The sequence below is a fragment of the Pseudomonas sp. GW821-FHT09C08 genome (assembly GCF_059418125.1).
Map to the genome: position 1 here is coordinate 126089 of NZ_JBWKPG010000004.1, position 20947 is coordinate 147035.

Here is a 20947-nt window from a genome sequence, read left to right on the forward strand (position 1 = left end):
TTACTCCTCCATGTCTACCGGGGTGTCAGGTGGCGCCAGCGGGAACCCCTGTTCGTCCTCCATGGCTTCTTCCACGCCCAGTTCGTAGCCCGTCTGTTGATAATAGCGGCGCAACAACGCAAGGCTCTGCGCCGACAGCGGGTTGTCACTCAGGTCGGAGTCGTCGTTGAGTGGCAGGGGCATTTCCAGCAAGTCACTGGGCAGGTGCTGGATCAGGTTGCTGCTCAGGTCGAGCGCTTGCAGGCGCCCCAGCCCGAAAACGCTCTCGGGCACTTCACTCAGCCCGCAGTTGTGCAGGTAGAGCGCCTTCAAGCGCGACAGGTTGCGCACATCTGGCGTCATGCCGAGCATGTTATCGCTCATGTCCAGATGCTCCAGTCCCCCCATGCCCGCCAGTAGCGCCTTGCTGCGAGGGGTCAGTTGTATGCGGTTGTCGGAGAGCGAAAGTTGGCGCAGGTGCTGCAGGCTGAAGATGGGCTCGGGAATATCCCCCAGGGCATAACGCTCGACGGTCAGGTGCGTGAGGTTGGGCAGGCACCTCAGCAGCTCGTCAATGCTCTGGTTGGACCGCTCGCCGATCAGCTCCAGCAGTGTAACGTGAGGCAGCTGCGCATTCAGTTGCGGCAGATCCCCCAGCAACTGGGCATGAAAAACCAGCTTGTAGCTGTGTCGGGGCGGAAGCTCGCCGCCTTCGTCCAGCTCGGTTTCCCGGCGCCAGCAACGTTCCAGCAGGTCCTTGAAGTGGGCGCGTCGCAACTGCTCCTCGGCGCGGGTGCCCATGTCCAGCACGGTATCCAGAATCGGGTCACGCTCGGGGACATTGAGCACCCATTCCTGAAGCCGGGTGCTCATCTGGTGGTATTCGGCCTTCAGTCGTGCCATGGCCGGTAGCGCCGCGTCGATATCGCCTGGCAGTTGAAAGAAGATGCGCCCCAGCTCGGTATCCGTGAGGCTGGGGTAAAGCGTCTTGAGCTGACGCAATACGGTGTAGGGCGGGCTGATTTTCCAGGCGTTATCGGTGCTCTGGAAGTGGATTTTGACCTGTTGCAGGGTTTGGGCTGACAACGGGTTATTGGACAGGTCGAAGGCGGCCGACAGGTCGGCGCGCAAGGTGAACAGCTGCGCCGGCACTTGGGTGATCTGGTTGTGGCTCAAGTCGATAGCCGTCCTCGGCGTGGCGGGCGATAGCAGGCTAGCCGGGATGTGGGTCAACCCCGTGTTGCTCAACGACACCTGGCCGAGCCTGTTCAAGCGGCGCACATCCGGCACCTCGCCGAGTGGGTTGTGGCTCAAGTCGAGGGATTCCAGCTGGCTCATCGCAGCCAGTGCATTGGCGGTGGTGGGTGACAGGCGGAGGCCATTGCGGCGCAGGCGCAGGTAGGTGAGCTGGCGCAGTGACGCGATGCCGAGGGGAAACTCTGCCAGCGCATAACGATCGAGGGTCAAGCGTTTCAGGCCGGGAAATGCCTGCAGGAATGACCCCGGTTGCAGGGGCGCGCCACTGCCCTCCAGCACCAGCGCCGTCACATGTGGAAGTGTGATGCGCAGCGTTGCAAGTGTGCCGCTGACGGGCATGGCGAGGGTCAATGCATAACCGGGGGCAATCCCGTGATGCTGGGGATCCAGCGGCACTTCCCGACGCCACCCCGCTTCAATGGCCTCGATGAAGCGCGCGCGGTTGATGCGTTCTGCATGACTGGCCAGGGGGTCGTTTGCCCAGGGCGTCATATCGGTGCGAATGGCCTGGTACTCGATTTGGAAGCGCATCAAGGCGAGCCTGCCGGCCTCCAGGTCACCTGGCAGGGCAAACACGAAATGATTGATTTCGTCGTTGCTGAAGCTTGGGTAGAGCTGTTTAGCCAGCGCGAGGTCGGCCAGGGGCGCGTCGATTTCCCAGCGTTTGCCAGTGCGATGGTAATAGGCTTTGACGCGCTCCATCGATGCCTGTGTCAGCGGATTCGCAGACAGGTCGAATTTATCGCTGCTGGCGGCCGGCAGGTTGAACAGCGCGTCTGGCAGTTCGCGCAGCTGATTCTGCGAGAGCAGGGCCAGCTCCAGGCTCGGACGGTTGAGGAGGCCGCGCGGCAGTGCGCTGATGCCGGTCATGCTCAGGTCCAGGTAGCGCAGATCCGGCATGCGCTCGACGCTGGGGACCTGATTCAAGGGGTTTTTGTACAGGTCCAGCGTAACCAGGCGGCTCATGGCGCTGAGTGCCGTCTGCTGTTCGGCGGTCAGGGTCAGCTGGCAGTCGCTGAGGATCAGCTCGTTCAAGTGGGGCATCGAAAACACGGGGGCGGGAAGCTGCTCAAGCCCGACGTGGCGGATCGTCAAGTGACGCAGCCTGGGGAACAAACGCAGAAAACCTTCGACCTGCTGCGTGCTGTGGTTGCCTTGCAACTCCAGCAGAGAAACATGGCTGAAACGCGCGCGCAGCTGCGGCAGCGGGCCCTGCAGCGGGACCGGCAGGCTAAGCCGATGGCCATTGCGCGCGGGCGTTTCGAAGTGATCGTCGATCTCGGTTTCGCGGCGCCAGGCCCGCTGGATTTCGTGGGCCCACAGACGGCGATCACGTCGTGCGTAGTCGTACTCCTCGGCACTCAGCGGGGCGCCGGTCTGTGGGTGCAGACGAGGTGTACTTCCTACCCAGCGCGCCAGGTCGTGGGCCATCCTCAGGTATTCGGTTTGCAGCGAAAGCAGGGTGGCCAACGCGCCACCGGGTTGGCTTTCGAGGCTTTGCACCAGCTCGCGGATCTGCGCGGTGGACAGCGCCGGCAGCAGGTCATGGGCAAGCTCTTCAGCGGACACCGCGCGGTTTTCGTCCAGCCCCAGAGGGGCGACCGCGCGGTAACCCGCATCGCCGCCACGCAGGCGCATGAACTTTGGGTCGTATTCAGGTTTTTGCGCGGGGTCGGTGTCGAGTAGTCGACGCAGGGCGTCGCGCCCCAATGCATGTTCGGCGAGTGTCTGTTTGAGCCGCTCGCCTTGGCCGATATGGAGGTTCAGTGCAGTGCGCCGGCTGTCTGGCAGGGCCTGGAGAATCGCGGTGTAAACGTCGCTTTGGCCAAACAGTTCGGTCTGGTCCGCATACGGGATGTATTGGCCGTCCGCCGTGGCGACCAAGGTCCGGCTGATTTGCGCGTCAGGCGGGCCGATGGCGTCCAGCAAGGCGCCATCGATCCGGTATTGGCGTACTTCAAGGCGCGTGCCCGGCTGCCATCCCGGTAGATTTTCCAGTGAGTGCAGGGCCAGCGTGGCGGTGTCCGGGCTTTCGACGGTCTCCAGGTACAAACCTTCATACGCGCGGGTGGTCCTGACTTCCTGTTGGCCCCAATGCGCCAGGTCGCGCAGGCGCTTGGGGAGTGTTCCGGCATCGATTGCCCGCAGTTCCTCGCCACTGGCACTGGCAAGGATTTCTTCGCCGACGCTGGTAGGCAGCCCGGCCTCGGGCGCCGCGTCGAGGATCTTTTGCACGCGGGCATGGCGGGCGCGGTCTTCACCGCGATAGCGCGAATCGAACAGCGAGAAGCGCTTTTCGTAAGCCAGGCGCGCGAGCTTTTTGCGTAACACCTTTGCCCGGGTTTGCGCCGAGGCGGGCGGTGTGCCGAAAGGCTCTTCCAGCAGGGTCTTGCGCTCCTGTTCATCCAGGCTTTCCAGAAGGATCTGCAGCAGGTCGCCGTTTTTCATCTGGGCCTGGTGGACTTGCACCACGCTGGCCCCGTCGGCCCTGGCGAATTCCCAAAGTGTGTGGCCCTGGGCGTCGAGGAAACGCAGGGTTTTGGTCTGCGGCCATAACCCATAGCTGACCAGCAGTTGCAACTGGGTTTGCGCGTCGGCCTGGTGAGAAATGGCCGGGTCGTCGCTGTTCATCTGCGTAATGAAATCCTGCAAGTCCTGGTCGATCCTGAAACGCTTGAGGGTGTCGGCCAGCAGCGGGGGCGCCGGCTGCTGGTTGAGGTGCAGGTGGCGCAAGCCGTTGTCGTGGGTGTCGCTGACCCGACGCGCCTGTTGCAGGCGGCTGTCGCTGAGGCCTTCGGTCCGGTAGCCGAGGCGGCGCATCAGGGTGGGGCTGTCCCAGCTCAATGGGCGTTCAAGCTCCGTTACCCAGGCGCCTTCGCCGTTGGTCATGACCTGTGGGCGGTAGGCGCTGGCGCGCTCGGGGTGCTTGAGGGTGTAGCGGGCAGATTCGGCCTCATGGTGCACTGCATAGTGCTCCTCGCCCAGGCGCAGGATCGATTCGCCGTGGTGCTGATACAGCCCCTGCTCATCGGGCCGCGCGCCCTTGGGCAGTTTTATTGCCCTGCGATAGGGGGCAAGATCCGGCTGCCACAGGCGCGCTGAGCCATCGGGCCGCGTCACGGGTTTCAGGCGCTCGAAGAATCTGCTCAGCTCGGCAGGTAGCGCGGCGCGCAGCAGGTCCTGGGCAATGGGTATGCCGATGGCAAACATCCCCAGTTGCACCAGTTGCTCAACCAGCGCCAGGGTATGCCCCAGGGCTTCGCGCTGCAGGCCTTCGACCCAGTCGAAGGCACCTTCGAAGGCATCGTCCAGCACCTGGTAGGCGGTGTAGCCGAGCATCAGCGCGCCCAGTGGCGGCACGAACGGCACGGCGATAAAGGCGATGATCTGCAACAGCGTGCTGCCGACTTTTTCAATCAAGGCCCAGCGTTCCCAGCGGGCTTTGCGGTCGGTGCTGGCGGTGGAGACGGCGCGGCTGCGGGCGTCATCGAGCAGTTTGCTGAGTTTCATCTGGTAGAGGTGTTCAAACAGGTCGCGCTCGATCTTTGCCGCGCGAAATTGCAGGTTGGGTCCGGCTACCGGGGTCTGGCGCCAGCTGGGCAGCGGGTCGCCGGGGGTATGGGCGTGCCAGGTCACCTGGGTGAGGCGCTGATTGAGGTCGGCGAAAAACAGGCTCAGGTCTGCGGCGCCGATAAAACGACTGAAGAAGCGCTGGTAGTCGGGCGTGCGCAGCTTTTCGCAGAGGGCGAGCATCAAGGCGCGGGTGCTGGGGTACTGCTTGATCGGGTGTTCGGGGTCGTCCGGGATCCAGGCGATGACCGGCACCACCTGCCTGCTGGCGTCCAGGTCTTCGGCAAACAGCACGATGCCGGTGAGGCGCGTCGACATGATCACCAACTCGTAACACAGCAGGGGCTTGCAGCCGTTGGCACTGCTCGGCTGGCCCTGCAGCAGGCCCATGAGTGTGTCGTGGCTGGCCTGGGGCAGGTCTTGTTTAAGCACGGCCATGTACAGCGCCAGTTCGAGGCTCGCCAGGTGGCTGCGCTTGATCGTGTGCTGCAGGCTGGCCTGGGCTACCGGGTTGTCCAGCCCGAGGTAGTCGCTGAGATAGCGCTGGTAGCGCTCGCCGATGTCCAATGTCCTGCAGAGAGTGGTGAACTGCGCAATCGAGAGTTTCGCGCCGATGGCCGGCAGTGGCTGGAACTGCCCGCCAGCGCCAGGACGCGTGGTGAAGCCGGAGTTGGCGTCATAGCCGTCGACCGCGGTTTCGGACTCTTCGAAGTTATGCAGGGCGGCATCCAGCAGCGACACGCTCCAGGTGCGCGCGGCCCCGGGTTTGAGCGTAAACCCGGCGAGCGTCAGGGGAATGTAGAGCTGCAGGTAGGTGTTGCGCACGTCTGGCTCAATGCCGTACTGATCCTTGAGTGCCGTTTGCAGGATTTCGGCGGCAAAAACCTCGGGGCTTTTGAGGCGCTCCATGGCCTGGTCCACACGGTTTTGTGCGCTCCAGGCCTGGCCGTTGAGGCGTTTAAGTGCCTGGTGCTGTTGCTCACTGGCATTTTTTAAGCCGTCGGCGAGGATCAACGCCGGCTGGGCCAGGGCATTGCGTTTAAGGGCCGAGGCGGCGCCCAGCCAGTCGGGCAGGGCATGTTTGAGGATTTCGTAATGCGGTACGGTGCTGCTGGGCTGTTCGGCCATGGGTCGTTCCTTGACGATCGCTGGGAGGTTGCAGCAAAACAGCTGGCAGGGTGGGCAGGGTGGTAGACAGTTAGCGCCGCAGGGATTTGCACGCATCCACCGATCAGCCTGCCCACGGAGGGCGTGCACGGTTTAAACTGCGCCATTGCGACGCTATTTGTCGCATTGGCGTAAACCCGCGTAAAACCGGGGTTGGCGCTATAAGAAGTTGTCGCTTGGCGACAAGGTCGCGCTGAAAACTGTCCTTACAATCCCTGCATCGCCCGCCAGTTCCAGGCAGGCGTTCCTCTTCAGGAGACTCCGATGTCCGTTGAGCAAGCCCCGGTGCAACGTGCCGATTTCGACCAGGTCATGGTTCCCAACTATGCACCTGCTGCCTTTATTCCCGTGCGTGGCGAAGGCTCCCGCGTCTGGGACCAGGCGGGTCGCGAGCTGATCGATTTTGCCGGCGGCATCGCGGTCAACGTATTGGGCCACGCCCACCCGGCGCTGGTCGGTGCACTGACCGAGCAGGCCAGCAAGTTGTGGCATGTCTCCAACGTTTTCACCAACGAGCCGGCCCTGCGCCTGGCCCACAAGCTGATCGACGCCACCTTTGCCGAGCGCGTGTTCTTCTGCAACTCCGGCGCTGAAGCCAACGAGGCCGCCTTCAAGCTGGCCCGTCGCGTCGCGTTCGACCGTTTCGGCACTGAGAAGTACGAGATCATCGCCGCACTGAACAGCTTCCACGGCCGTACCCTGTTTACCGTCAACGTCGGTGGCCAGTCGAAGTATTCCGATGGGTTCGGTCCGAAAATCACCGGCATCACCCACGTACCTTACAACGACCTGGACGCGCTGAAAGCCGCTGTCTCGGACAAGACCTGCGCCGTGGTGCTGGAACCGATCCAGGGCGAAGGCGGCGTACTGCCGGCCGAACTGGCCTACCTGCAAGGCGCCCGCGAGTTGTGCGACGCCAACAACGCGCTGCTGGTGTTCGACGAGGTGCAAACCGGCATGGGCCGCAGCGGCCACCTGTTCGCCTACCAGCACTACGGTGTGGTGCCGGACATCCTCACCAGCGCCAAGAGCCTGGGCGGCGGCTTCCCGATTGCGGCGATGCTCACCCGTGAAGACCTCGCCAAGCACCTGGTGGTCGGCACCCACGGCACCACCTACGGCGGCAACCCGCTGGCCTGCGCGGTCGCCGAGGCGGTGATCGATGTGATCAACACGCCCGAGGTGCTGGCCGGTGTCAACGCCAAGCACGACCTGTTCAAGGCGCGCCTGGAGCAGATCGGCAAGCAGTACGGCATCTTCACCGAAGTGCGCGGCATGGGCCTGCTGATCGGTTGTGTGCTGAGCGATGCCTTCAAAGGCAAGGCCAAGGACGTGTTCAACGCCGCCGAGAAAGAAAACCTGATGATCCTGCAAGCCGGCCCCGACGTGGTGCGTTTCGCCCCGAGCCTGGTGGTGGAAGACGCGGACATCCAGGAAGGCCTGGACCGTTTTGAACGTGCCGTGAAGACGCTGACACACGCTTGATGGACCGTTCGGTGCCCAAACGATTGGGCATCGAACCTAAATTTTGTGCCGGGCCTCTTAATTGGAGCGGTGTAGATCCAATGTGGGAGCGGGCAAGCCCGCTCCCACACTTGACCTCACTGGTTTCAAGGCCGTGCCTGGCATTTTTTCCTGTGAGTTTTTCGAGTTAAGGAGTGACACCATGCTGGTGATGCGCCCCGCGCAAATGGCTGATCTGGGCGAGGTACAGCGTCTGGCTGCGGACAGCCCGATTGGTGTCACCTCCTTGCCGGATGATGTCGAACGCCTCAGCGACAAGATCGCCGCCAGCGAAGCGTCCTTCGCTGCCGAGGTGAGTTTCAACGGTGAAGAAAGCTATTTCTTCGTGCTCGAAGACACCGAGACCGGCAAGCTCGCCGGCTGCTCGGCCATCGTCGCCTCGGCCGGTTACTCGGAGCCGTTCTACAGCTTCCGTAACGAAACCTTCGTGCACGCTTCCCGCGAGTTGAAGATCCACAACAAGATCCACGTGCTTTCCCAATGCCACGACCTCACTGGCAACAGCCTGCTCACCAGTTTCTACGTGGTGCCGGAACTGGTCGGTTCGCCGTGGTCGGAACTCAATTCCCGTGGCCGCCTGTTGTTCGTCGCCAGCCACCCCGAGCGCTTTGCCGATTCGGTGGTGACCGAGATTGTCGGCTACAGCGACGAGAACGGTGATTCGCCGTTCTGGGACGCCATCGGCCGCAACTTCTTCGACCTCAACTACGCCGCCGCCGAGCGCCTGTGCGGGCTGAAAAGCCGCACCTTCCTCGCCGAGCTGATGCCGCATTACCCGATCTATGTGCCGCTGTTGCCGGACGAAGCCCAGGAAGCCATGGGCCAGGTCCATCCGCGAGCGCAGATCACCTTCGACATCCTGATGCGCGAAGGCTTCGAGACGGACCACTACATCGACATCTTCGACGGCGGCCCGACGCTGCACGCGCGGGTGTCGGGGATTCGCTCGATTGCCCAGAGCCGCGTGGTGCCGGTGAAGATCGGTGAGATGGTCAAGGGCGTCGGTCGCCAGTACCTGGTGAGCAACGCGCAATTGCAGGATTACCGCGCGGTGATGCTGGAGCTGGACTACGCGCCCGGCAAACCGGTGACCCTGGACCTGGCAGCGGCCGAAGCCCTGGGCGTCGGCGAAGGCGCGAGTGTGCGCCTGGTAGCGGTTTAAATAGAGTTTCGCGGGTGGCTGACAACAGCGGCCCGTTCGAGGAGATAGCATGATCGTTCGTCCCGTACGCAGCAGCGATTTACCGGCCCTGATTGATCTGGCGCGCAGCACCGGCACCGGCCTCACCACCTTGCCGGCCAACGAAGAGCGCCTGACCCACCGGGTTGGCTGGGCGGAAAAAACCTTTCGCGGCGACGCCGGGCGCGGCGATGCCGACTACCTGTTCGTGCTCGAAAACGACGAAGGCCGCGTGGTGGGTATTTCCGCCATCGCCGGCGCAGTCGGCCTGCGCGAGCCCTGGTACAACTTCCGGGTCGGCCTGACCGTCAGTGCATCCCAGGAACTGAATATCTACCGTGAGATTCCGACGCTGTTTCTGGCCAACGACCTCACCGGCAACTCCGAGCTGTGCTCGTTGTTCCTGCACGCGGATTACCGCAACGGCCTCAACGGCCGCATGCTGGCCAAGGCGCGCCTGCTGTTTATCGCCGAATTCCCACAGCTGTTCGGCAACAAGATTATTGCCGAGATGCGCGGCGTGTCCAACGATGCCGGGCGTTCGCCGTTCTGGGAGAGCCTGGGCCGGCACTTCTTCAAGATGGAATTCAGCCAGGCCGACTACCTTACCGGCGTGGGCAACAAGGCCTTTATCGCCGAGCTGATGCCGAAATTTCCGCTGTACAGCTGCTTCCTTTCCGAGGACGCACGCAACGTGATCGGTAAGGTTCACCCCGATACCGAACCGGCGTTGAGCATGCTCAAGAGCGAGGGTTTCAGCTACCAGGGCTATGTCGATATCTTCGACGCCGGCCCGGCGGTGGAGTGTGAGACCACCAAGATCCGTGCCGTGCGCGACAGCCAGTCGCTGGTGTTGGCCATCGGCACGCCGGGTGACGACGCCACGCCGTTCCTGATTCATAACCGCAAGCGCGAGGAGTGCCGCATCACCGCCGCTCCGGCCCGTCTGGCGGCAGGTACGCTGGTGGTCGATCCGCAGACCGCCAAGCGCCTGCAACTGGTGGTGGGTGATCAAGTACGTGCTGTTCCGTTGTCTGCTGCCCGGGAGTCCAAGTAATGAATTCGCTGTATATCGCAGGTAGCTGGCTGGCCGGCCAGGGTGAACTGTTTGAATCGCGGAACCCGGTGACCCAGCAAGTGCTGTGGGCCGGCAATGGCGCTACCGCCGAGCAGGTCGAGTCTGCCGTGCAGGCTGCGCGCCAGGCATTTCCGGGCTGGGCCCGGCGTCCGCTGGAAGAACGCATCAGCGTGCTCGAGGCCTTCGCCGCGACCCTGAAAAGCCGCGCCGACGAAATCGCCCGCTGTATCGGTGAGGAAACCGGCAAGCCGTTGTGGGAATCGGCCACTGAAGTCACCAGCATGGCCAACAAGATCGCGATCTCGGTGCAAAGCTACCGCGAGCGTACCGGCGAGAAGAGCGGCCCGCTGGGCGACGCCACCGCTGTGCTGCGACACAAGCCGCATGGCGTGGTGGCGGTGTTCGGCCCCTACAACTTCCCGGGGCACTTGCCGAACGGGCATATCGTCCCGGCGCTGCTGGCGGGCAATACCGTGCTGTTCAAGCCGAGCGAGCTGACCCCGAAAGTCGCCGAGCTGACGGTGCAGTGCTGGATCGACGCCGGCCTGCCGGCAGGCGTGTTGAACCTGCTGCAGGGCGCACGCGAAACCGGGATCGCCCTGGCGGCCAACCCGGGGATCGACGGCCTGTTCTTTACCGGTTCCAGCCGCACCGGCAATCACCTGCACCAGCAGTTCTCCGGGCGCCCGGACAAGATCCTGGCGCTGGAAATGGGCGGCAACAACCCGCTGGTGGTCGACGAAGTGGCCGACGTCGATGCGGCGGTCTACACCATTATCCAGTCGGCGTTCATCTCGGCCGGCCAGCGCTGCACCTGTGCGCGTCGCCTGCTGGTGCCGGAAGGTGCCTGGGGCGATGCCCTGTTGGCGCGGTTGGTGGCCGTCAGCTCGACGATTGCCGTCGGCGCGTTCGATCAGCAGCCGGCGCCGTTCATGGGCTCGGTCATCTCCCTGGGCGCAGCGAAAGCCTTGATGGACGCCCAGGAACTGATGTTGGCTAATGGCGCCGTGGCGCTGCTGGAAATGACTCAGCCCCAGGATCAGGCTGCACTGCTGACGCCGGGCATCATCGACGTGACAGGCGTGACCGAACGCGAGGATGAAGAACTGTTCGGCCCGCTGTTGCAGGTGATCCGCTACGCTGATTTTGCTGGCGCGATTGCCGAGGCCAACAACACCCAGTACGGCCTGGCCGCTGGTCTGTTGTCGGATTCCGAAGCGCGCTACCAGCAGTTCTGGCTGGAAAGCCGCGCCGGTATCGTCAACTGGAACAAACAGCTGACCGGCGCCGCCAGCACCGCGCCGTTCGGCGGGGTAGGGGCGTCGGGCAACCACCGCGCCAGTGCGTATTACGCGGCAGACTATTGCGCGTACCCGGTGGCCTCCCTTGAGACCCCGAGCCTGGTGTTGCCTGCGTCGCTGACCCCAGGCGTAACGCTTAAGTGAAAGTGACACCGATCTAATGTGGGAGCTGGCTTGCCTGCGAAGGCATCACCTCGGTGTATCTGCATGACCGAGTTGCCCGCATCGCAGGCAAGCCAGCTCCGACACTTGATCGGGTTAACAGATACAGATCTGCACTTGATGCCTATAAAAATACAGATGTTCGTGGAGCCTCGCCGATGAAATCCTATGAAGTCAATTTTGACGGTCTAGTGGGGCCGACCCATAACTACGGCGGTTTGTCCTACGGCAACGTCGCGTCCCAGAGCAACAGCCAGCAGTCTTCGAACCCGAAGGAAGCGGCGTTGCAGGGCCTGCAGAAAATGAAGGCCCTGATGGACATGGGCTTTGTGCAAGGGGTGCTGGCGCCGCAGGAACGTCCTGACGTGGCCGCCTTGCGCAACCTGGGGTTCAGCGGCACCGACGCCCAGGTTATCCAGCAGGCCGCCAAGCACGCGATGCCGCTGCTGGTCGCCAGTTGCTCGGCGTCGAGCATGTGGGTGGCCAACGCCGCCACCGTCAGCCCGAGCGCCGACACGGCGGATGGCCGCGTGCATTTCACCGCCGCCAACCTCAACTGCAAGTACCACCGCAGCATCGAACACCCGACCACCAGCCGCGTGCTGGGGGCGATGTTTGCCGATGCGCAACACTTCGCCCATCACGCCGCGCTGCCGGCGGTGGCGCAGTTCGGCGACGAAGGCGCGGCCAACCACACGCGTTTCTGCCGTGAGTATGGCGAAGCCGGCGTGGAGTTTTTCGTGTTCGGCCGCAGTGCGTTCGACACCCGTTACCCGGCCCCGCAGAAGTACCCGGCGCGCCAGACCCTCGAAGCCTCCCAGGCGGTTGCACGCCTGCACGGCCTGAAGGATGAAGGCGTGGTCTACGCCCAGCAGAACCCGGCGGTGATCGATGCCGGCGTGTTCCACAACGACGTGATCGCGGTGGGTAACGGCGAGGTGCTGTTCTATCACGAGGATGCCTTCCTCAATACCGAGCAGATGCTTGGCGAACTGCAAGGCAAGTTGGGCAAGTTGGGCGGCAACTTCCAGTCGGTCTGCGTGCCGCGCGCCCAGGTCAGCGTCGAGGACGCGGTGCGTTCCTACCTGTTCAACAGCCAGTTGCTGACCCGCGGCGACGGTTCGATGCTGCTGATCGTGCCGGAAGAGTGCCGTGCCAACGAACGCGTGTGGCAGTACCTGCAAAACCTCACGGCGTCAGGTGGGCTGATCCGCGAAGTGAAGGTCTTCGACCTCAAGCAGAGCATGCAGAACGGCGGTGGCCCGGCCTGCCTGCGCTTGCGCGTGGCGTTGAATGAAACCGAGCTGGCGGCGGTGAACCCAGGCGTTATCATGACCGCGCCGTTGTACGACACCCTGACCCAATGGGTGAACAAGCACTACCGCGACAGCCTGCGCGAAACCGACCTGGCTGACCCGCAATTGTTGCTGGAGTGCCGGACGGCATTGGATGAACTGACGCAAATCCTTAAACTGGGCGCGGTTTATCCTTTCCAGATCAATTAACGCCACCTTCTTTTACGCCCAATGCCGAGAGCTACTTTATGACCACCGACACCCTGAAACTGATTCTTGAAGACACCGACGGCACCCAGCTGGAAACCTCCTGCACCCGCGTCGCCGTGGTCTGGCAGGGCAAGGAAATCTGGATCCAGCACGACGGCCGTGGCCAACTGCTGATCGGTGTGGACGTGGAAGAAGGCGACGCAGAGTACGCCAACCTGCTGATGCGTCCGCTGGCCACCAACCTGATGAGCCTGCAACTGGAAATGGAACCGGCCGACGTTGAAGGTGATGACGACGATCACGTCCACGGCCCTGGCTGCAACCACTAAGGAAGCTGCGTATGCTCGCCCTCGGCAAACTGCTTGAACTGACCCTCGCCGGTCGTGAACCGGCGCAAAAAATTCAACTGACTGTCGACGGCGTGCAGATGCGCTGGCTCAGCGAGGGCGCGCTCGAAGTGCGTCCACCGCAAGCGAAGGACAACGGCAGCGACTTGCTGCTGTCGTCGGGCATCCATGGCAACGAAACCGCGCCGATCGAACTGCTCGACCGCCTGTTGCATGGCATCGCCCGCGGGGAGATCAAGCCCCGCACCCGTATTCTGTTCCTCTTCGGCAACCCCGAGGCCATGCGTCGCGGTGAGCGTTACCTCGAACTGGACGTCAACCGGCTGTTCAACGGCCGCCATGAGCAAAACATCGGCCCGGAAGCCATGCGTGCTGCCGAGCTTGAGCAACTGGCCCGCAGCTTCTTCAACCAGCCCGGCCGTTCACGCCTGCATTACGACCTGCACACCGCCATTCGCGGCTCGAAGATCGAGCAGTTTGCCCTGTACCCGTGGAAGGACGGGCGCCAGCATTCACGTCATGAGCTGGCGCGCCTCAACGCTGCCGGCATGCAGGCGGTGCTGCTGCAGAACAAGACTTCGATCACTTTCACCGCATTTACCTACGAGCAACTGGACGCCGAAGCCTTCACCCTGGAATTGGGCAAGGCGCGGCCGTTCGGGCAGAACCAGGGCGTGGACGTGTCCCGCCTGGAGACACGCCTGAAGCAGATCATCGAGGGCAATGAGCCCGAGACCGACAGCCTCGACGGCCTGCAGCTGTTCGCGGTGTCGCGCGAAGTGATCAAGCACAGCGATGCCTTCCTGCTGCACTTGCCGGCGGACGTGGAGAACTTTTCGCCGTTGGCGAAGGGGTATCTGCTGGCCGAGGACGTGGCCAAGACTCGTTGGATCATCGAGGAGGAGGGCGCGCGTATCATCTTCCCCAATCCGAAGGTGAAGAATGGTTTGCGGGCAGGGATATTGATTGTGCCGACCACGGATGCGGGCCTGGCCTGAATCCCGAGGCTTGCCGGGATCCAAATGCAGGAGCTGGCTTGCCTGCGATCGGGTTAACTCGGTCCAACTGGCAGACCGAGTTGATCCTATCGCAGGCAAGCCAGCTCCCACACAAGCCAGCTCCCAGACAAGCCCAGCGCTGAGGCTGGGCTAGGGTGTGGCTTAGACGGCTACGGCACGCGGCTCGCTGCGGCGGATCGCGCGTACTTTGTGCAGGGTGTCGGCGCAGGTACGTGCGGCTTCCTGGCCCTTGTGCACGAAGTGCTCGTAGAAGAAGGTGTGGTGCTCGCTGCCCGCGTGGAAGTGGTGCGGGGTCAGGGAGACCGAGAACACCGGCACTTCGGTTTCCAGCTGCACTTGCATCAGGCCGCTGACCACTGACTGGGCGACGAACTCGTGACGGTAGATGCCGCCGTCCACCACCAGCGCAGCGGCAACGATACCGGCGTAGCGGCCGGTCTTGGCCAGCAGCTTGGCGTGCAGGGGCATTTCAAAGGCGCCGCCGACTTCGAAGAAATCGATATCCGATTCCTGGTAGCCCTGGGCGATCATTTCGGCGAGGAAGCCTTTGCGCGATTGGTCGACAATATCCTTGTGCCAGCAGGCCTGGATAAACGCGACGCGCTCGCCGTGATGGTTTTTGCTTTTGCTGTCGATAGCGGTGGGTTGCATGTTCTGACTCCTGTTTAAGAAAAAAACAGGGCGTTATGAATCGAATGGGATTTAAGGGTACGGACGGCTGCGGCATGCAGGCATGCGGTCAGCGTTCGGCCCTCAGGTGCCAATCCCGTTCTCTCTTCATCCGGACTATGACCGTCGGCCCCGGGATCACACCGGGTCTGCTGACCTTGTCGCCGTCCTGCGTGAGCAGTTCGAGGCGCCAAGCGCTCGCGGGCTATGCACATTGCGTGCAATTACCGCCGGTGGGGAATTGCACCCCGCCCTGAGAACGTTGCCGCCAGAACCCTGGCGGCGGAGAGTTTTTAACATGGTTTTTCAGAAACTGCACGATTGCCGTGTCGATAAGCTATATCGGTTTGTTTGGTTGGTATTCGATTGAAGACGCATGGGGCTTGATATTCCGCGGCTTTGCCCGCAGTAATCACCCACAAAAGGAACTTACTCAACCCTTGAGAGGCGTGCTTCATGTCTGTGATCGACCTGCGCAGCGACACCGTGACCCAACCCACCCCCGGCATGCTCGACGCGATGGCCCATGCCGTCAGTGGCGACGACGTCTACGGTGAAGACCCCAGCGTCAATCGCCTGGAAGCCGAACTGGCCAAGCGCCTGGGGTTTGCCGCGGCGTTGTTCGTGCCCACCGGCACCATGAGCAACCTGCTGGCGTTGATGGCCCACTGTGAACGCGGCGAGGAATACATCGTCGGTCAGCAGGCCCACACCTACAAATACGAAGGCGGTGGCGCCGCCGTGCTCGGTTCGATCCAGCCGCAGCCGCTGGAAGTGCAGGCGGACGGCTCGCTGGACCTTGCCCAGGTGCTGGAAGCGATCAAGCCCGACGATTTCCACTTCGCGCGCACCCGGCTGTTGGCCTTGGAAAACACCATGCAAGGCAAGGTGCTGCCGCTGGCGTACCTGGCGAAAGCGCGGGCGTTTACCCGCGAACACGGCCTGGCGCTGCATCTGGACGGCGCGCGCCTGTACAACGCGGCCGTCAAGCTTGGGGTGGATGCGCGCGAGATCGCCCAGCATTTCGATTCGGTGTCGGTGTGCCTGTCCAAGGGCCTTGGCGCGCCGATCGGCTCGGTGTTGTGCGGTTCCACGGCGCTGATCGCCAAGGCCCGGCGCCTGCGCAAGATGGTCGGCGGCGGCATGCGCCAGGCCGGCTCACTGGCGGCGGCAGGGCTGTATGCCCTGGATCACCAGGTAGAACGCCTGGCCGACGACCACGCCAATGCCCAGTGGCTGGGAGAGGCGTTGCGCAACGCCGGTTACGCAGTGGAGCCGGTGCAGACCAACATGGTCTACGTGCAGATCGGCGATCGCGCCCAGGCCTTGAAGGCGTTTGCCGCCGAGCGCGGGATCAAATTGAGCGCCGCACCGCGCTTGCGTATGGTCACGCACCTGGACGTCAGCCGGGCGCAGATCGAGCAAGTGCTGGAGACATTCGTCGAATTCTCACGCAAATGACCGTGCAGACCGTCTAATTGAGCCGCTCTATCGCATAAACACGCTGTACCACCGGCAAAGGGCCGATATAATGCGGCCCTTTGCCGTCGCTTCGTCTGATGATGTTGCGCACTGGCCTTTGGCCGCAGCCTCCGTGGAAGAACCTAATGAAAAGCGCAGAAATCCGTGAAGCCTTCCTTCGCTTCTTCGAAGAGCAAGGTCACACCCGTGTCGCCTCCAGCTCCTTGATCCCAGGCAATGACCCCACCCTGCTGTTCACTAACGCGGGGATGAACCAGTTCAAGGACTGCTTCCTGGGCCAGGAAAAGCGCGCCTACACCCGCGCCGTCAGCAGCCAGAAGTGCGTGCGCGCCGGTGGTAAGCACAACGACCTGGAAAACGTCGGCTACACCGCCCGTCACCACACCTTTTTCGAAATGCTCGGCAACTTCAGCTTTGGCGATTATTTCAAGCAAGACGCGATCAACTTCGCCTGGACCTTCCTCACCGGCGTGCTGAAACTGCCGAAGGAAAAGCTCTGGGTCACCGTCTACGCCAGCGATGACGAAGCCTACGACATCTGGACCAAGGAAGTCGGCGTACCGCCCGAGCGCATGGTGCGTATCGGCGACAACAAAGGCGCACCGTACGCCTCCGACAACTTCTGGACCATGGGCGATACCGGCCCGTGCGGCCCCTGCACCGAGATCTTCTACGACCACGGCGCCGACATCTGGGGTGGCCCACCGGGCTCGCCAGAAGAAGATGGCGACCGTTACATCGAGATATGGAACAACGTGTTCATGCAGTTCAACCGCACCGCCGACGGCGTGTTGCATCCGCTGCCAGCGCCGTCGGTAGACACCGGCATGGGCCTGGAGCGGATCAGTGCGGTGATGCAGCACGTTCATTCCAACTACGAAATCGACCTGTTCCAGAGCCTGCTGGCGGCCGCCGCCAAGGCAATCGGTTGCGCCAATGAAGAGCAGGCATCGCTCAAAGTGGTGGCTGACCATATCCGTTCCTGCGGCTTCCTGATTGCCGACGGCGTGCTGCCGTCCAACGAAGGCCGTGGCTACGTGCTGCGTCGCATCATTCGTCGCGCCTGCCGTCACGGCAACAAGTTGGGCGCCAGCGGCAGCTTCTTCTATCAGATCGTCGCGGCCCTGGTCGCCGAGATGGGCGATGCGTTCCCGGAACTCAAGCAGAACCAGGCGCACATCGAGCGCGTGCTCAAGGCCGAAGAAGAGCAATTCGCCAAGACCCTGGAGCAGGGCCTGAAAATCCTCGAGCAAGACCTCGCCAACCTGCAGGGCACCGTGGTGCCGGGCGACGTGGTGTTCAAGCTCTACGACACCTACGGTTTCCCGATGGACCTGACCGGCGACATCGCCCGTGAGCGCAACCTGACCCTCGACGAGGCAGGTTTCGAGCGCGAGATGGAAGCCCAGCGTGTGCGTGCACGTTCCGCCAGCTCGTTCGGCATGGACTACAACAGCCTGGTCAAGGTTGACGTGGCCACCGAATTCACCGGCTACAAGGCCACCAGTGGCGCGGCCAAAGTGGTTGCCCTCTATAAGGAAGGCCAGTCGGTCGACGTGTTGAATGAAGGTGACGAGGGCGTGGTCGTACTCGACCAGACGCCGTTCTACGCCGAATCCGGTGGCCAGATTGGCGACTGCGGTTTCCTCAACGCGGCGAACGGCCGTTTTGACGTGCGTGACACCACCAAGACTGGCGGTGCCTTCCTGCACCACGGTGTACTGGCCTCGGGCAACCTGACCGTCGGTGCGCCGGTGGAGACCCAGGTGGACGCCGACGTGCGCCACGCGACCTCGTTGAACCACTCGGCGACCCACCTGCTGCACGCCGCGCTGCGCCAGGTATTGGGCGAGCACGTTCAGCAGAAGGGTTCGCTGGTCGACAGTCAGCGCCTGCGCTTCGACTTCAGCCACTTTGAAGCGATCAAGCCTGAGCAGATCAAGGCCCTGGAAGACATCGTCAACGCCGAGATTCGCAAGAACAGCCCGGTGGAAACCGAAGAAACCGACATCGAGACCGCCAAGGCCAAGGGCGCCATGGCGCTGTTCGGCGAGAAGTACGGCGACAACGTGCGCGTGCTGAGTATGGGCGGCAGTTTCTCGGTGGAACTGTGTGGCGGTATCCACGCCAACCGTACCGGCGACATCGGCCTGCTGAAAATCATCAGCGAAGGCGGCGTGGCCTCGGGCGTGCGCCGCATCGAGGCGGTAACCGGTGCTGCGGCCCTGGCCTACCTCAATGCGGCTGAAGAACAACTCAAGGAAGCGGCCACCCTGGTCAAGGGCAGCCGCGACAACCTGATCGACAAGCTGTCCGCCGTGCTGGAGCGCAACCGTGCGCTGGAGAAACAGCTGGAGCAGTTGCAGGCCAAGGCCGCCAGTGCCGCGGGCGACGATCTGTCGGCCGCCGCCGTGGACGTCAAGGATGTGAAAGTGCTGGCCGCACGCCTGGACGGTCAGGACGGCAAGGCGCTGTTGGCGCTGGTCGATCAGTTGAAGAACAAGCTCGGCCGCGCAGTGATCCTGCTCGGCAGTGTCCATGAGGATAAGGTCGTTCTGGTTGCCGGTGTAACCAAGGACCTGACTGGCCAACTCAAGGCCGGTGATTTGATGAAGCAAGCCGCCGCGGCAGTGGGCGGGAAGGGCGGTGGTCGTCCGGACATGGCGCAAGGCGGTGGTGTAGACGCCGGTGCCCTGGGCGCGGCCCTGGCCCTGACCGTGCCGTTTGTCGAGGCAGGTATTTAAGGCGCTGTTAACCCGCCCGTGGTCTAGTCGCGGGCGGGTGCAGTGCGGATGGATTGGATAATAGGCGCCCCTTTACGGGCTGAGGCGGCTTGGAAATGGCTTTGATCGTACAGAAATTTGGAGGCACCTCGGTCGGCTCTGTCGAAAGAATCGAGCAGGTGGCCGACAAGGTTAAGAAATTCCGCGACGCCGGCGATGACCTGGTGGTGGTGCTGTCGGCCATGAGCGGCGAGACCAATCGCCTGATCGATCTGGCCAAGGCAATCAGCGGCGACCAGCAACCGCTGCCGCGTGAGCTGGATGTGATCGTGTCCACCGGCGAGCAGGTGACCATTGCCCTGTTGGCCATGGCGCTGAACAAGCGTGGCGTGCCAGCGGTGTCCTACACGGGCAGCCAGGTGCGCATCCTCACCGACAGCGCGCACACCAAGGCGCGCATCCTGCAGATTGACGATCAGAAAATCCGCAGTGATCTGAAAGCCGGCCGCGTGGTAGTTGTAGCGGGCTTCCAGGGTGTGGACGAGCAGGGCAACATCACCACCCTCGGGCGTGGCGGTTCGGACACTACCGGCGTGGCGCTGGCAGCGGCCCTGAAGGCCGATGAGTGCCAGATCTACACCGATGTGGATGGCGTCTATACCACCGACCCGCGTGTGGTGTCCGTGGCCCAGCGCCTGGACAAGATCACCTTCGAAGAGATGCTGGAAATGGCCAGCCTCGGTTCCAAGGTGCTGCAGATCCGTGCGGTGGAATTCGCCGGCAAGTACAACGTTCCGCTGCGCGTATTGCACAGCTTCAAAGAGGGTCCGGGCACCCTCATTACTATTGATGAAGAGGAATCCATGGAACAGCCGATCATTTCCGGCATCGCTTTCAACCGCGATGAAGCCAAGCTGACGATCCGTGGCGTGCCAGACACCCCGGGCGTGGCATTCAAGATCCTGGGCCCTATCAGCGGCGCGAACATTGAAGTCGACATGATCGTGCAGAACGTTTCGCACGATAACACCACCGATTTCACGTTCACCGTGCACCGCAACGAGTACGATGCGGCGGAGCGGATCCTGCAGAACACGGCCAAAGAGATTGGCGCTCGCGAAGTGGTTGGCGATACCAAGATTGCCAAGGTGTCGATCGTGGGCGTGGGCATGCGTTCCCATGCCGGCGTTGCCAGCCGCATGTTCGAGGCCCTGGCCAAGGAAAGCATCAACATCCAGATGATCTCCACCTCGGAAATCAAAGTCTCGGTGGTGATCGAAGAGAAGTATCTGGAACTGGCTGTACGCGCGCTGCACACCGCTTTTGAGCTGGATGCTCCGGCCCGACAGGGCGAGTGATGCAATGCCAGGAAGGCGCGGTTACCGCGCCTTTCATTTTTTTGTAGGGCGCATGGTCTTTTGTGTGCGCTCGACAATACTTAGGTCGTTAGGGCTATGGCTGTCAGGTCGTAGGTCGAACGCCTTTTTTTTGCAGACTGTTGTTCCTGAACTGAAATGCGTGAGGAGAAAGGTATGCTGATTCTGACTCGTCGGTGCGCAGAAAGCCTGATTATCGGTGATGGCGAAATCACCGTGACCGTGCTCGGCGTCAAAGGCAATCAAGTGCGTATCGGGGTTAACGCTCCGAAAGAGGTAGCGGTACACCGCGAGGAAATTTACCTGCGGATCAAGAAAGAGAAGGACGAAGAACCAAGCCTTTAATTTTTATCGTTTTTTATGTTTGCAAACGGGGATGAACGTGGTTAATATACGCCCCGTGTTGCGGAGAGCTGGCCGAGTGGCCGAAGGCGCTCCCCTGCTAAGGGAGTACACCTCAAAAGGGTGTCGGGGGTTCGAATCCCCCGTTCTCCGCCATTATTTGCTTAGTACGTTGCAATCTGGTTTTTTCGCTAAGTTGTTGAAACTAAACGAAAAAATAGCTTTACATAGAGATTGAACGGCCTATAATGCGCGGCAACAAATGC

Annotated in this window: 13 protein-coding genes, 1 tRNA gene and 1 riboswitch; of the genes, 12 read left to right on the forward strand and 2 right to left on the reverse strand. The window is 62.3% G+C overall.

Translation table 11 applies throughout. The features are described 5' to 3' along the window. The gene (locus tag AC07OJ_RS15220) at positions 1-5934 is read right to left on the reverse strand and encodes a dermonecrotic toxin domain-containing protein (protein ID WP_495094747.1); all 5934 of its coding nucleotides are present in this window, start codon (positions 5932-5934) and stop codon (positions 1-3) included. A gap of 303 nt (positions 5935-6237) precedes the next feature. On the opposite strand from AC07OJ_RS15220, the gene AC07OJ_RS15225 reads away from it, so the two are divergent. From AC07OJ_RS15225 to astE, 7 genes are all read left to right on the forward strand, one after another. Continuing rightward, complete coding sequence (locus tag AC07OJ_RS15225) at positions 6238-7458, forward strand: aspartate aminotransferase family protein (protein ID WP_106802838.1); 1221 nt, start codon at positions 6238-6240, stop codon at positions 7456-7458. A 181-nt stretch (positions 7459-7639) separates the two neighbouring features. Further along, positions 7640-8659 carry an arginine/ornithine succinyltransferase subunit alpha gene (gene aruF / locus AC07OJ_RS15230; protein WP_003175655.1) on the forward strand — a complete coding sequence of 340 codons (1020 nt, stop codon included), beginning with the start codon at positions 7640-7642 and terminating at the stop codon, positions 8657-8659. A gap of 49 nt (positions 8660-8708) precedes the next feature. Next, the gene (gene astA / locus AC07OJ_RS15235; RefSeq protein WP_065909213.1) at positions 8709-9734 is read left to right on the forward strand and encodes an arginine N-succinyltransferase; all 1026 of its coding nucleotides are present in this window, start codon (positions 8709-8711) and stop codon (positions 9732-9734) included. Next, positions 9734-11200 carry a succinylglutamate-semialdehyde dehydrogenase gene (astD, locus tag AC07OJ_RS15240; protein WP_065909214.1) on the forward strand — a complete coding sequence of 489 codons (1467 nt, stop codon included), beginning with the start codon at positions 9734-9736 and terminating at the stop codon, positions 11198-11200. The genes astA and astD overlap by 1 nt, the downstream gene beginning before the upstream one ends. 176 nt (positions 11201-11376) lie before the next feature. Continuing rightward, entirely contained in the window at positions 11377-12723 is a 1347-nt protein-coding gene (gene astB, locus AC07OJ_RS15245) for an N-succinylarginine dihydrolase (RefSeq protein ID WP_495094748.1), read from the forward strand. Between the two features lie 38 nt (positions 12724-12761). After that, on the forward strand, positions 12762-13052 hold the full coding sequence (locus AC07OJ_RS15250) for a hypothetical protein (protein WP_003214319.1): 291 nt from the start codon (positions 12762-12764) through the stop codon (positions 13050-13052). A gap of 11 nt (positions 13053-13063) precedes the next feature. Continuing rightward, positions 13064-14068, forward strand: coding sequence for a succinylglutamate desuccinylase (gene astE / locus AC07OJ_RS15255; RefSeq protein ID WP_282396686.1), 1005 nt, complete (start codon positions 13064-13066; stop codon positions 14066-14068). 162 nt (positions 14069-14230) lie between these two features. On the opposite strand, the gene AC07OJ_RS15260 is transcribed toward astE, so the two are convergent. After that, on the reverse strand, positions 14231-14740 hold the full coding sequence (locus AC07OJ_RS15260; RefSeq protein WP_003233516.1) for a 6,7-dimethyl-8-ribityllumazine synthase: 510 nt from the start codon (positions 14738-14740) through the stop codon (positions 14231-14233). 113 nt (positions 14741-14853) lie between these two features. After that, a riboswitch (FMN riboswitch) is annotated at positions 14854-15023 on the reverse strand. A 191-nt stretch (positions 15024-15214) separates the two neighbouring features. On the opposite strand from AC07OJ_RS15260, the gene ltaE reads away from it, so the two are divergent. The 5 genes from ltaE to AC07OJ_RS15285 all read left to right on the forward strand — a co-directional run bounded on the left by ltaE (position 15215) and on the right by AC07OJ_RS15285 (position 20837). Beyond that, positions 15215-16219, forward strand: a complete 1005-nt coding sequence (gene ltaE, locus AC07OJ_RS15265) for a low-specificity L-threonine aldolase (protein ID WP_106802841.1) — start codon at positions 15215-15217, stop codon at positions 16217-16219. Between the two features lie 146 nt (positions 16220-16365). Further along, positions 16366-18984 carry an alanine--tRNA ligase gene (alaS, locus tag AC07OJ_RS15270; protein ID WP_495094749.1) on the forward strand — a complete coding sequence of 873 codons (2619 nt, stop codon included), beginning with the start codon at positions 16366-16368 and terminating at the stop codon, positions 18982-18984. A gap of 95 nt (positions 18985-19079) precedes the next feature. Beyond that, positions 19080-20321: an aspartate kinase gene (locus AC07OJ_RS15275; protein WP_065909223.1), complete on the forward strand. Its 1242-nt coding sequence runs from the start codon at positions 19080-19082 to the stop codon at positions 20319-20321. Between the two features lie 174 nt (positions 20322-20495). After that, entirely contained in the window at positions 20496-20684 is a 189-nt protein-coding gene (gene csrA / locus AC07OJ_RS15280) for a carbon storage regulator CsrA (RefSeq protein WP_003175645.1), read from the forward strand. Positions 20685-20746: 62 nt separating this feature from the next. Continuing rightward, positions 20747-20837: transfer RNA gene (locus AC07OJ_RS15285), tRNA-Ser, on the forward strand. Positions 20838-20947: the final 110 nt, after the last annotated feature.

Bases quoted from the DNA above. Each gene is read 5' to 3' on its own strand.
- AC07OJ_RS15250 (WP_003214319.1), top strand. From the start codon at position 12,762: ATGACCACCGACACCCTGAAACTGATTCTTGAAGACACCGACGGCACC.
- AC07OJ_RS15220 (WP_495094747.1), bottom strand. From the start codon at position 5,934: ATGGCCGAACAGCCCAGCAGCACCGTACCGCATTACGAAATCCTCAAA.
- astE (WP_282396686.1), top strand. From the start codon at position 13,064: ATGCTCGCCCTCGGCAAACTGCTTGAACTGACCCTCGCCGGTCGTGAA.
- csrA (WP_003175645.1), top strand. From the start codon at position 20,496: ATGCTGATTCTGACTCGTCGGTGCGCAGAAAGCCTGATTATCGGTGAT.
- astA (WP_065909213.1), top strand. From the start codon at position 8,709: ATGATCGTTCGTCCCGTACGCAGCAGCGATTTACCGGCCCTGATTGAT.
- astD (WP_065909214.1), top strand. From the start codon at position 9,734: ATGAATTCGCTGTATATCGCAGGTAGCTGGCTGGCCGGCCAGGGTGAA.
- astB (WP_495094748.1), top strand. From the start codon at position 11,377: ATGAAATCCTATGAAGTCAATTTTGACGGTCTAGTGGGGCCGACCCAT.
- AC07OJ_RS15260 (WP_003233516.1), bottom strand. From the start codon at position 14,740: ATGCAACCCACCGCTATCGACAGCAAAAGCAAAAACCATCACGGCGAG.
- AC07OJ_RS15275 (WP_065909223.1), top strand. From the start codon at position 19,080: ATGGCTTTGATCGTACAGAAATTTGGAGGCACCTCGGTCGGCTCTGTC.
- aruF (WP_003175655.1), top strand. From the start codon at position 7,640: ATGCTGGTGATGCGCCCCGCGCAAATGGCTGATCTGGGCGAGGTACAG.
- alaS (WP_495094749.1), top strand. From the start codon at position 16,366: ATGAAAAGCGCAGAAATCCGTGAAGCCTTCCTTCGCTTCTTCGAAGAG.
- ltaE (WP_106802841.1), top strand. From the start codon at position 15,215: ATGTCTGTGATCGACCTGCGCAGCGACACCGTGACCCAACCCACCCCC.
- AC07OJ_RS15225 (WP_106802838.1), top strand. From the start codon at position 6,238: ATGTCCGTTGAGCAAGCCCCGGTGCAACGTGCCGATTTCGACCAGGTC.